General features: G+C 68.7%; 7 protein-coding genes and 1 pseudogene. 1 reads left to right on the plus strand and 7 read right to left on the minus strand.

Annotation, left to right across the window (positions count from 1 at the left end; genetic code table 11):
- Window positions 1–598: 598 nt before the first annotated feature.
- The 7 genes and pseudogenes from ACGFNV_RS45530 to ACGFNV_RS45560 form a co-directional block, all read right to left on the minus strand.
- Window positions 599–1,171 (minus strand): hypothetical protein, encoded by a 573-nt coding sequence (locus ACGFNV_RS45530; RefSeq protein ID WP_393631442.1) that lies wholly within the window; start codon window positions 1,169–1,171, stop codon window positions 599–601.
- A 137-nt stretch (window positions 1,172–1,308) separates the two neighbouring features.
- Complete coding sequence (locus ACGFNV_RS45535) at window positions 1,309–1,743, minus strand: hypothetical protein (protein ID WP_393631444.1); 435 nt, start codon at window positions 1,741–1,743, stop codon at window positions 1,309–1,311.
- Entirely contained in the window at window positions 1,740–2,762 is a 1,023-nt protein-coding gene (locus ACGFNV_RS45540; protein ID WP_393631445.1) for a hypothetical protein, read from the minus strand. The genes ACGFNV_RS45535 and ACGFNV_RS45540 overlap by 4 nt, the downstream gene beginning before the upstream one ends.
- A 148-nt stretch (window positions 2,763–2,910) precedes the next feature.
- A complete protein-coding gene (locus ACGFNV_RS45545; RefSeq protein WP_393631447.1) occupies window positions 2,911–3,903 on the minus strand; it encodes an ImmA/IrrE family metallo-endopeptidase in 993 nt (330 codons plus the stop codon).
- Window positions 3,904–3,947: 44 nt separating this feature from the next.
- A complete protein-coding gene (locus ACGFNV_RS45550) occupies window positions 3,948–4,907 on the minus strand; it encodes a hypothetical protein (RefSeq protein ID WP_393631449.1) in 960 nt (319 codons plus the stop codon).
- An 84-nt stretch (window positions 4,908–4,991) separates the two neighbouring features.
- Complete coding sequence (locus ACGFNV_RS45555) at window positions 4,992–6,011, minus strand: hypothetical protein (RefSeq protein WP_393631451.1); 1,020 nt, start codon at window positions 6,009–6,011, stop codon at window positions 4,992–4,994.
- Between the two features lie 186 nt (window positions 6,012–6,197).
- Window positions 6,198–7,030 (minus strand): annotated as a pseudogene (locus tag ACGFNV_RS45560) (IS5 family transposase).
- Between the two features lie 2,336 nt (window positions 7,031–9,366).
- Between ACGFNV_RS45560 and ACGFNV_RS45565 the strand changes: the two are divergent.
- Entirely contained in the window at window positions 9,367–12,237 is a 2,871-nt protein-coding gene (locus tag ACGFNV_RS45565) for a CRISPR-associated endonuclease Cas3'' (RefSeq protein WP_393631484.1), read from the plus strand.
- Window positions 12,238–12,380 lie beyond the last annotated feature (143 nt).

A 12,380-nucleotide genomic window follows, 5' to 3' on the forward strand; every position in this document is an offset into this window, starting at 1 on the left:
GCGTCAGATGCGGTGCATCGCAAGGCGGAGGGACGTCCGCATACTGGATGTATGCGGACGTCCCGACAACGCGGCGAGGTGCCGTAGCTGTCGTCAGCTGTCGTCGCGCGCCCGCCAGGGATTACGGGACAGCCCTTAGGTACAGGAGAATCGCGGGTGGTGTTTCAGGCATGACGTGAGAATTGTTGATGCAGGCATCTGAGAATTGCCTGCTCATTCCACAGAGAATCGCAATATGAAGACGGCTGTGACCTGCTGTTTCGCTCTGAACTGCGAAAACACCGACCAAGTTCGAGCCGCGTTCGACGCCGGACTTGTGAACTTGACGCTCTGCATGGGCGGTTCTTGCAGCGGTTCAACCGGGAGAAGCCGCGTCAGTCGGCGTCTGGGCGACCAGCAGCGCCACCGACGCTTCCTGACCCAAGGCGGACACACCGAGAGGAGCGGCGTCCAGGAGTGCCTCGCTCGTCGCTGTCGACACCCAGCCGCTCAGGGGACGAGAGGGTCTTCCCGGGTCAGTTCGATGGTGTGCATTTGGTCCAACAGCCGTTTGGGGAGCCTGGGCAGGTCGTTGTCGACAGACTGGCGCCGTACGGTGCTACCGGGACCACCACGGTTTCTTGAGCGTGTGCAGGTGCTCCCGGACGGCAGCGATGTAGGCGGTCTCCAGCGTCTGTAGCGCGCTGAGGTCGATCTGCGCCGGCGGGATGTTCATGGCCGTGTCGCTCTCGATCGGAGACGCTTCCCACGCTGCGTGCATGGCCGCTCCAGCCGTCTTGCGCAGCTCTTGGACGAGGTTGGCGTAGGCACGGCCCACCGCTTCGGATTCGATCTTCGTCCAGGCAAGGTGGTAGGAGAGGTTGCCCTGGATCTCCCGCAACGTCTCCGACAGCCGCACGCGTTCCTCGGCCGCGGCGTCGAACCGGCGCCGCCTGATGGCGTAGGGCATCTCCTTGTAGGCGCTGTGGGCGGCGAAGGCCTCGGCGAAGGCGATCCGGAGCCTGCTGATCTCCTCTTCCCGGCTCTTTCGCCGTGCGAGCCAGATGTTTATGGCCGCGGTGAGCGCGGCGGCGAGGAAAGCCCCGGACACCACGGCCGGCCACACCGAGATGGCATCGGCCGCAGCAGGAGCCGCAGGCGGCGCGGAAGGAACCACGGTGGCCGTCGACACCGCCGGGACCGGCACGGAAGGGGCCGCAGGCGTCGCGGAAGGTACCGTTGCGGTCGCCGACACAGAGGGAGCCGGCGGCGCAACCGCCGTCTGCACGGGCGTCATGACGACCTCCAAACTGACACCGGGCACGCCGCTCACGTGCCGTGGGGAGCTTCCTGGCCGGGCCACTCGCCCGTGCTCCGCCACCATTGTTCACGCAGCAGATGGGCCACCACATGCCCCAGCAAGGCCTCCGGCCCGTCCGCGCGGACCCAGCGCTGCTCGGGCGCATCGTACGGGTACCACATGCACAAAGCGCCATCGGAATACCGGTGAGGCGACTTGGACGGCCCGTCGGTGTACACGTGCGGCACGTCGGGGGACCCTGGGCCGAACACGATCGAGACCGTCTGCTCGACGACGTCCGCGACCCGCAGCTGGATGGCCAACGCGAAGCCACCCCGGAAGCGGCGCGGAGGCGGGATGACCCTGACCGCCTGTCCGCAGGCGGCCAGACGGCGCTGGAAGGCGATGCGGGCCGCCGGCCTGGCGAACCAGGCCGGCGCACGCCAGGCAGGACGGCGTCTCACGCGTCATGCCCGGCGCCGTAGGCCCGGGTGGGCCGTACGTCGGCCGCCGGCCCGCTCAACCCCAGCGCCACCGTCGTGACAGGCGTGCGCTGCCGCAGCGCCGCGATCTTGCCCGCGAAACTGTCGGACACCGGGGCCTGCACGTACCGGTAGAACACCCCCGACAGCGCCGACAGCACCGCCTCGCGGTCGTCGTCCATCGCCAGAGCCTCGGCCACGCCGTCCGCCGCCCCGCGCAGCTGGCGGGCCGCAGCCTCGCGCCCCACCAGCAGCTTCACGTTCGGCGAGACCCCCAGCGGGTCCTTGGTAGCCGTCCCGGCCTCCACCCGGGCCGCAGCCTCGGACAGTACCGCGGCCAGCGCCTTCGCCACGCCCATCCCCGGCTCGATGAACTCCCACGCCCAGACCGTCAGGTTGTGCGAGGAGAAGCCCGGCTGGGAGTACTGCTTGTTCCACGCCTTCAGCAGACGCACCACCCTGCGGCGGGTACGGCGCATCGACTGCGTCCCGCTGGTGAAGAGCGCGACGTGTCCCTCCGGGTCGGATGCCTCCCACCGGTCGGTCTCCAGGTTCGGGATCCACAGCCCGCCCCCCTCCTTCCGGGTGAGGGCCACGACCAGGTCCACCGTCGGGTCCTGGCCGTCGACCGGCTCCCCGAAGGTGATCTTCGGGCCGCGCTTGGAGGTGCCGCACCGGGCCTTCGGGTACACCTTGCGTACCGCGGGGCCCAGCAGCGCGCACAGCTCGCCGGTGATCGCCGTCGGCGTCTCGCCGCCTCCGTCCGGCCCGAGCCGCGGATACACGCGCCGGTCCAGGACGACTCCGCCGTCACCGTCGCCGACCGGGTGGATGAAGGTGTGCTGGGGCAGCGAACCACTGCGGTAGGTCCGCAGCGCGCCCGTGAAGCCGATCGCGCTCGAGCAGACCAGGTCCAGCCGCGTCCGGGCCTGCGCCAGCGGCCCGGGGTGGGCGTCGATCTGGCCGCGGATGTCGTTGAGGATGTCCTCGGTGTATCCCATGAAGATGTGTCCGTTCAGGTGAGGGGCGCCGAGCGCCGCACATCGCCCGGGACCTTCCCCGGGCGGAGCCGTCACTCGGCGGCTCACCCTCCTCTGACGTCACACCGCCGAGATCGTCCGGGCACCCCTGGCCCTCGCTGCGATCAGATCAGGAACAGTCCCGGCAGATGGTGCTCGCACCCTCGAACCGGGACGGGGCCAGGACCATGAAGCACTCCTCGCAGGCACGATCGCTCTGCCTCCTGGCGGCCGTGCAGCCACAGTGCTCCTGCCCGCACGAAGGCTCCCCGCACTCCGCACACTCCGGCTCGATGATCTTGAACCACTCCCCGCACGTTTCGCACTCCCACCAGGAACCGAACCGGGAGCTCCCTGTCCGCGGCCGCGGCGCTGTGAAGGTACGCCAGGCCACGCTGTCCTCGGCGAGCACCGCGATCAGATAGTTCTCGTCACACCAGGCCGCCTGCCCGTACAGCAGATCGCTCTGCTGGCCGGACCGGTAGAGCACGAACGTCTTGTCGCGCTCGACCGTGGCGCGGGTCCCCAGAGCCGCGGCCAGGAGCGGGGTGCTCGACTGGTCGGAGCCCTGAGCCGGCGGAATCATGCCGTGAGCCGCGGCGAACCGCACTCGGCCCGCGGCGTCGAACAGGACGACCGCGCCCCCGCCGGCCAGGTACTGCGCCGCACGGACACAGCACGCCTCGCGCGAGGCCCGGGAGGTGCGGAACATGGCGACTACATCGTCGGCGCAGGGCCCGCGGCGACGTACATCCGCGGCAATCTGCGCATCCGGCACGAGGATGCGCGCGGCGAAGGCGTCACATGCGGCTTCCTCGAACGCCTCAGAGTCCTCCCAGTCGAACAGGCGCTGCCCCAGCTCGGGGTCGGTCTGCTGGAGATGGTGGCCCAACTCGTGCAGGCCGGTGAATCCGCGGCGCCGATGTGAGCGGGCCGCCCCGACCACCAGCGTGGGGGGATCGGTCTGGGACCGGTAGCTGCCGGCGACCGAGCACCGGCCACCGCCGTCCGACGCGGCCTCCAGCGACACCTGGAGGTCCGTCCAGCGGCCCAGCTCGGCCAGCGGATCGGCGCGCAGCGCTTCCACGGCGCCGGGGTGCAGCCGCTCAAGAGCCGAGATCATCGCCTCCGCCTGACGCGGAGCCTCTTGGTCGAACCGGCGCCGTGTCACGCGCCGCCCTTCGTAGTGTCCTTGCCGCCGAGGAACTGCCGCAGACGGGCGTCCCAGTCGGCCGCGCCACCGCCTGTTTCGCGAGCGGCCAAGGCGAAGGCGCCGTAACTGCCCAAAAGACGTGCCTGGGCTTCACTGATCTGTAGCTGCTGGGCGCGGCGTACCCATACTGAGCGCCACCGCGGGTGCTCTATGGCCTGGACGAGATCGGCGGGCAGGGGACGGACCGTCCGGGCGATCTGCTCTGTGCTCAGCCCGGTCGCCGAGGCGATAGCGTCGATCCGGTCGGCAGGCAGCGGGGCCTTGCCGCGAAGCAGTTTCATGACCTCGGGCTGCGGCATCTCCAAGGCAGAGCACAGCGTCCTCAAGTCCAACCGGTCGCCGAGCAGCGACGCCAAGGTTCCGGGAGGCCGTCCGTTCTCCTGAACCGGCAGACCGGGCGCATGTTGCAGATGCTCCAGATCATCAGCGAGACCGGCTCGCGTCTCGGCGTCCGGCTCCAGGGCGGAACGGATCATCTGTCCCTGGCGTACCCCTGCAGCGGCGGACGCCGGCCGGCCCTGGGCCCGGGCCGCCGCACACCCCACGATGTCCTCGTCCCAGGCATCGACCACGCGCTCCAGCACGCGCATGGGGACACAGGAGGCCAGTCCTGCCCACACGGTGGCCTCGACGCCGAACGCGGTACGTACCCCGTCCACGACCACGCTGGTCTCATCCTCACCGGGCGGGTCGATTGTAACGGGGACGGCGTTCACCTCATGGGACTCCACCTCCAGGATCAGCACAAGCATGCTGACCTCGTCCCAGCGTGCCCGCCATACCTGACCAGCCTTGATCTCCGCCTGAGCCGGATCACCGAAGCGCTCTCTCAGCCCTGCCTCCGACAGAGCATGCGGCCCACGCCTCTTTCGGGCCAGGTCCAGGAACCGCTGCGGCACTTTCGAGTCACTCATGGTGTCCTCCCGCATCCATCGACTGAGCAGGCCTCCACCATCGACTGACGTCATACCGGCCAGGACGTCCGGCCCCGGCCGCGCTCATCGTGTCTGCGCCGCTTCGCTGCACAGCCGGATCACCTCCGCCCCCACCGAACGTACCTGGTGCCCGTCTTCGTTCCCTACGAGCTGCTGCAGTTTCTCCTTCAGACGTGTTCTGTGGAGATACGCCTGGGACCGGCCGCAGCCCAAATGCGCCTGGAGCTCCCCCGGGCGTTCCAGATACGCGACCATGCCCCGCTCCTGAGGGCTGAGCATGGCCACGATTCGTGCCGCGGCAGACGCCGCACCGGCCTCGTCGTCGCGAGCAAGCACGATCTCCTCTGGGGAGGAATGCGCACTGGCGGTGATCTGCGATCCCGCATCGTCGGGGAGCGGGAGAACTCTCGGATCCAGCGCCACGGGAAAACGAGCGATGAACACCTCGACGAGTTGCGCGACCTCCATCGATCCGGCGGCGGTGGCCAAAACCGCACGGATTACAGCTTCCAGCGACTTCCTGTCAGCGAGAGGGGCACGACGCGTTTCACTGGTCCACTTCGGGATCTTGATGTTCGGCACGGCGTACGCGGCGTCGACGAGCGGGTCGGGGGGACCGGACCAAGGCTGCACCGCCGTGCCGGACAAGCGCCATCTACCGGCCCCCGCCTCGCCCGGCTGCACCGCCTCGAAGGCGCTGCAGTCCGTCAGCACCTCTTCCAGCGAGCGCCTGACCGAACCGAGCGCGGTTTTGCGGGCCTGGTCGATCAACCAGCGCCGGATCGATGTCCGCAGCAATCGTCCGACACTGTCATCGTCGTCGGCCTGAGCCAGGAGATTGGCGGTGACCGCCTGGAGGCGGTCTGCCAGGAACTCATACAGCAGATCCTCCTCGTCGGCCTTCTGCCAGCCGGCCAGCGGAGCCAGAACGGGAAAGCGCCGTGCTTCCTGCCGCACCAGCTTGCCGGTCAGCGTCAGACACGCGGGGCCGAAGCACCCGAGTTCGTGCAATTCGTCGAATACGGAAATAACCGGTACCTCCCCTTGATGGGCGAACCGTACGCCAAGGAGCCCTTCCGGCACAGGGAGTTGCACATTCAGGCTTGCACCGCAACCACGCCCGAGGGCTACATCCACCCCCACACCCGAGGGTTAAATCCAACCTGAGCCAACCCCAGCCGAGCCGGCCCCGCCCGGGTGTTACTCCCAGCGCATTCCGAGCTCGGTCAGTTCTGCGACCCGCTCGGGCGCTAGGTTCTGTCTCTCTGGTCAGCGTCGGGTCCAGATGAGGATGCCCGCGAGGTGGAGTGCGGCCTGGTAGGCGATCGCGAGCTTGTCGGTCCGTGTGGCCAGGCCGCGCCACTGTTTGAGGCGGTTGATGCATCGCTCCACGGTGTTCCGCTGTTTGTAGGCCGCTGCGTCGAAGGTGGGCGGACGGCCGCCGAGCCGGCCTCGCCGCAGGCGGTGGCCGATTTGGTCGGAGGGCTGCGGGATGACCGCACGGATGCCCCGGCGCCGCAGGTGGTCGCGGATGGCGCGGGAGGAATACGCGCGGTCGGCCAGGACGAGGAGAGGCCGGGTCTGTGGCCTGCCCGGCCCGATTCGAGGAACGCGGATGCGGGACATCACCGTCTCGAAGGCGGGTGCATCACCTGCCTGGCCTGCGGTGACGGTGAAAGCGAGGGGCCGTGCGCGGCCGTCTGCGGCCAGGTGGACCTTGGTGCTCAGCCCGCCGCGGGAGCGTCCGAGCGCGTGATCGGCGGGCTCGTGGAGGTGGACCGCCCCTCATTTGAGTGCACCGGCGGCGTGCTGGTGGGCCCGGACGACCGTGGAGTCCACCGACACCGTCCAGTCGATGTCGTCGTCGGCGTCCGCTGCCGCCAGGACCGCGGCGAGGAGCATCTCCCAGGTGCCGTCGACGGCCCATCTGATCAGCCGCTTGTGAGCGGTCCGGAACGAGCCGAGCTCGTCGGGAAGGTCTCGCCAGGGCGAGTTGGTGCGGTACTTCCACCCGATGGCCTCAAGAGTGCGCCGGTGGTCGGCCCATCGCCGCCCGCGGACCGGATCCGCCGGCATCAGAGGCTCGATCCGGGGTCCCACATCGCATCAGTGATCACTAATCGGACAGGCACATCCGATCAACTCACCAATCCATCAAAGAGACACGCGCTAGGCGTGCCTGGCGAGAGCGGCTGTTCGCGATGGACACCCGAGTGCGTGCTCGTCCCCTCTGACCTTCTCGATATGCCGGTGGGGCACCTCCAGGTGCCCTTCCCGCTCCCGGTACTGGCGGGCAGCAACCAGATTCGCTGCCCACACCTGCGCCCGCGTATGCCGCAGCTGCGCCCCGCCCCGCTCACCGTCCTGCACGGGGCCGAACCCGAGAGTTTCCCGCAGCAGCGACTGCTGCGCCACCTCGAGACTGTCCCACTGGCGCAGCTGCCGGCTGGCCCACCGTCCCAGGTCCTCTCCTTGGGCCACCACCTGTCCCGGCTCCTCGGCCAGCGCCTGACTCTCCTGGACGTGCAGCCGGGCCCGCTCTCGCCCGCTGAGTGTGGAGAACCCCGCTCGCGCGGGCTCTACCAAGGCGAGTACAAGTCCCCCATCCGCGACGGCGCGTCACTCCCGCTCGCGCGGGCTCTACACCGTGCGCTGGGACGGCGAGGAGTTGTCGATCGAGTCACTCCCGCTCGGCGCGGGCTCCACGCGTCGGAGACGAAGTTGAAGTAGGCTAGGACCGCGTCATTCCCGCTCGCGCGGGCTCTGCGCCTGTGCGCGGGCCCGGATGATGTCCGCCGCCGCGTCACTCCCGCTCGTGCGGGCTCTGCTGCGCCCCTGGACCACGAATCGCTGGCAGAGTCATTCCTGTTCGCGCGGGCTCTACGCGAGGAGAAAAGGTCCGAGCGGCTGGGCCGTCGCGCCATTCCCGCTCGCGCGGACTCTACGAGCGGGTCCGCACCGAGGTTTTCAACCTGATCGGGTCACTCCCGCTCGCGCGGGCTCCACCTGCTCGAGGCCGTGCAGGGGCGACGGGACACCGGATCATTCCCGCTCGCGCAGGCTCTACATCCGCAACTCATTGTCGGTCAGGCTGCCGTCCGGGTCGTTCCCGCTCGCGCGGGCTCTACGCCGCGGGTGTGAGCTTGTTCCGCTTTGACGACCACACCAATGGTGTCCGTCAAAGCGGACCAAGCTCACGTCCACCGCAACCCCCACGACGTCCGCCAGATCGAGTCACTCCCGCTCGCGCGGGCTACGTCTCAAGCGTGAACCGATGCTGGCGCCACGGATCGAGTCATTCCCGCTTGCGCGGGCTCTACCGCAGAACGGTATGGTCCGGACCGCGAGTGAACGGGTCACTCCTGCTTGTGCAGGCTTGCTTGATCAAGGCCCCGCCGCATCCGCGGTGAGGATCTGGTCGAGCAGGTCACTCCTGCTCGCGCGGGCTCTATGCCCACCTTGACCCTCACGACGTCCGCCAGATCGAGTCGCTCCCGCTCGCGCAGGTTCCAATTTAGCCCCAACTCAGGGGGACTTGCTTCCGGCCGAGCCATTCTGCTCGTGCGGGTTCCGCAACGCGGCGGTTACCGTCCTGGACGGGAAGTCTGGGTCACTCCCGCTCGTGCGGGCTCAGGAACGTGCGGGGCTGTTCGGCCAGGGCGGTCGGGTCACTCCTGCTCGCGCAGGCTTTACGGCGCGGGTGTTGCTAGCCGGGTCTCGGCCCTGAGACCACTCCAGCCCATCGCGGGCCGTGCCCCCTGCGTCTGAACACAGAGGACCGGGAGACGGAGTTACTCCCGCTTGCGCGGACTGTGTAACCCGGTATGGCCGACGGAGTGGCAGCGGCACGGGTCACTCCCGCTCGCGCGGGCTCTAGGAGCTGTTCATCGTACAGGCGTGCCGCCGGGACGGGTCACTCCTGCTCGCGCGGGCTTTACGCCCAGGATATCGACGCCAACCGGGCGCTGAACGCGCCACTCCCGCTCGCGCGGGCTCTACCCGTGCTGGGACTTGTCCAGTCCGCGCAGCAGCGCGTCATTCCCGCTCGCGCGGGCTCTACCGTAGTCGACGCCGTGTATCGCATCGGGGTGGCGGGTCACTCCCGCTCGCGCGGGCTCCACGCCTCCCGTCCCGCGGTCGGATATCTGCCGAGCGGGTCATTCCCGCTCGCGCGGGCTCCACGCGTCGGAGACGAGGTTGAAGTAGACCAGGACCGCATCATTCCCGCTCGCGCGGGCTCCACCCTTCTTGACCTGGGATCTCTGGGGCACTTTGCCAGTCGTTTGCTCGCGACCGGTTAGGGAAATGATGCCACATCAGAGGTTAGGCCCGTACGAGATGTACGGGTAGAGGGTGGATTGTAGCGGGCGCGAGGCTGATTGCTCTGCTTTTGCGTGATCATGTCGTTGTGGGTTCCGCGAGGTGGCAGTGTGTGGAGATGGGAGCTGTTGAGGACGCCCGATACGACGGTGTTAATCGTCGGCCCTGCGGGAAGTTCGATCGTGCGACGCGGAGGGTGTATTCGCTGCTGTTCCACTTGATCGATGTGGGTGCGGTGGCCGCAGTGCTGTGGGACCGGTTCCTGACCCCGAGCCAACGTAAAGTCATCAGCGCCGGGCTCAACGTCTCCCAAGGGCATGCGCGTTCGCTGGTGTCTTTCCTGGCTGCCATGCATGGCATCGGAAAGCTGATTCCGAGTTTCCAGTCCTTTGAGCCCTCAGTGCGCATACGACTGGGGGAGGACCTGCTGGCAGACATGGGCCCGGTGGTGCACGTGCCGCACGCGCGCGCGTCGATGCATGCAGGGCTGCATCTGCTCGGCGAGCTGGGATTCGCCGTCGGCGGTAACGACAGTCCCGCTGTCCGTGCTGCTCAGTGTTTGGGCGGGCATCACGGCCGGTTCCTGCAACTCGACGTGGACGGGGCAGCATCCGTTCACCGGGTGCAGGCCATCCTGGGCGGGCCTGTGTGGCAGGACCTGCGCCGCCGCTACACCCGGCTGCTGTGGCACCTGTTCGGTGTCGACGAGGCTCCGGATCGGGTGTCGGTCGAGGCTGCGGTGCTGATCACGGGTCTGACGATGGTCGCCGACCGGGTCGCGAGCCAGCTCCGGTACTGGGTGCCCAACGCGGACACTCCGTCCTTCGGGGCTGCCGAACACTACAGTCACGCCCGCAGGCAGGCCGAGGAGGAGGTCGAGCGTCTCGGTCTTCCACGCTTCGCGTTGGACCGGGTCCCGTTCACCACCGCCCACCCGGGGCTTGAGGAACCCAACGCTCTTCAGGCCTCCGTGATGGAGGAGCTGCCGCGGCTGGTCGCCGAGCGGGGGAGTGGCATCGCGGTGGTCACGGATGCCATGGGGGCGGGAAAGAGCGTGACCGCCCTGGAGATGGCACGGATCTTCAACGAGCACTGTGGCACTCAGGGGGTGATGTGGCTGCTCCCGGCCACGGCCGCCGCCGACCAGGCCTACGAGGTCCTGGACCGGTACGTGCGCGCCCACCGGCCCGAGTACGCACCCGTGACGCTGGTGCACCACCACAGCGACCTCAACGAGGCCTACACCGGCCGGCGTCTGTCCCCGGCGGACATGTCTGTCCTGGACGGGCCACCCGACAACCCGTTCACCGACGACCCGGACGATCTTGCGGCCGACGACGAGACGGAGTCCGGCCCGGGCATGGCCGGCCCTGACCGATGGCTGCGCGGAGGGGACAACGCGCTCCTGGCCCAGTACACCGTCTCCACCACCGACCAGGCACAGATGGCTGTCCTCCCCGTCCGCTACAGCGCGCTGCGCCTGCTGGCCCTGTCGGGCAAGACAGTCGTGGTCGACGAAGCCCACGCGCTGGACCCGTTCGGCCAGCTCCAGTTACTGCGCCTGCTGCACTGGCTGGGAGCCCTGAACTGCCCGGTTGTCCTGCTGTCGGCAACGATGCCTGCGTGCACCGCCACCGAACTGGTACGGGCCTACCTGGCCGGAGCCGGCCAAACTGGTCTCCACGGTGCGCCGTTCGCCCCCCGCTACCCTGGATGGCTGTTCGCGGACGCGGCAACCGCCACCGCCCACCGCATGTCCGAACCGGCCCAGGACCGGCAAAGGGCCGCCCAGCGCAGGACCGCTCACCTCCGCATCCGCCCGGTCACTTACCGGCGTCTCGAACAGGCGGGCCGCACCGTCGACCCGGGGGAGCGCCTGGCCGTGATCGCCGACACGCTCCAGCCGGTGGCTGGCCACGGCGGATGCGCGGCCGTGGTGTGCGCGACCGTCGCCGACGCGCAGGACACCTACCAGTACCTGCGCCGCACATGGACCGGCCCACCGCACGACCTGGTCCTCGTCCACGCCCGGGTCCGGGGGCGGCGACGCCAGAGCACACTGCGCGACCTCCGGACCCGGCTGGGGCCCACCGGCCCGCGCCCGGCCCGCCTCGTCTTCGTCACCACCAGCCTCCTCGACATGAGCCTGGATCTTGATGTCGACCTGATGGTCAGCGATCTCGCTTCTCTGGCACGCCTGCTGCAGCGCCTGGGGCGCCTGGGCCGCTTCTCCCGTCTGTGGGCCGGGCAGGACCGCCGCCCCGCCTGGTGGGACCGTGACAACAGCCCGACGCTGACGGTGCTGAACCCGGTCAACTCCCGCGGCGCGACCGCTCTGCCGCCCGGATGGGGCACGGTCGAGCCCGCCGTCACCCTCCACGAAACCGCCCGGCTCCTCCTCACCCTGGAGAAAGAGCCCCTTGTTGTACCCGACGATGTCCAGGCCCTCGTCGAACAGGTCCACGGTGTCACCTCCGGTTTCGCAGAGGAAACGACGCGTCTGCAGCAGATGGCAGCCACCCACCAGACCCGCACCCGTCGTCAGCAGCAGCTCAGCGCGCTCCACCTGGCGCCCCCGGCGATACGGGTCTCTTCCCTGGCGGACCTGCACCGTCAGCACCTCACCACCGCGCAAGCGGCCACCCGGCCCGGCATCCTGCCCCGCCGCCTGCTGCCCTGCTACCGCAGCCCCGACGGCACCCTGACCCTCGACGCAGCCGGCCATCTCCCACTCCCGGACCAGGAACACCTCAGCCCGCGCCACCTGCGCACCATCCTGGAAAACACACTGCCTGTCCCGGCCGCCTGGGTCACCCGCGCTTCCGACCGGCATCAGCCGCCCGAAAGCTGGAAGCAGCACCCCCTTCTCGCCGACACCGTGCTGCTGCCCACTGATTCTTCAACACGGGAGAGTGAACAACGTTTCGGCCATCACTGGCTCCGCATGGACGAAGAACTCGGCCTCCTGCACCGCAAAAACCATCAGTGATCACTGCACGTAATATTCAGGGCTGAATGCATTACGCCATCCTTTGATAGTCGGACTTTCTCACCGGTCGCGAAGTGTTGTGGCGACATGATTCGCTGTGCCGCACACCGCCGAACGCTCGGTCGCACATCGCACACCGCTTT

Source organism: Streptomyces sp. NPDC048751, from assembly GCF_043198595.1.
Lineage (GTDB): Bacteria > Actinomycetota > Actinomycetes > Streptomycetales > Streptomycetaceae > Streptomyces.

Bases quoted from the DNA above. Each gene is read 5' to 3' on its own strand.
- ACGFNV_RS45565 (WP_393631484.1), top strand. From the start codon at position 9,367: ATGGGAGCTGTTGAGGACGCCCGATACGACGGTGTTAATCGTCGGCCC.
- ACGFNV_RS45545 (WP_393631447.1), bottom strand. From the start codon at position 3,903: ATGATCTCGGCTCTTGAGCGGCTGCACCCCGGCGCCGTGGAAGCGCTG.
- ACGFNV_RS45540 (WP_393631445.1), bottom strand. From the start codon at position 2,762: ATGGGATACACCGAGGACATCCTCAACGACATCCGCGGCCAGATCGAC.
- ACGFNV_RS45550 (WP_393631449.1), bottom strand. From the start codon at position 4,907: ATGAGTGACTCGAAAGTGCCGCAGCGGTTCCTGGACCTGGCCCGAAAG.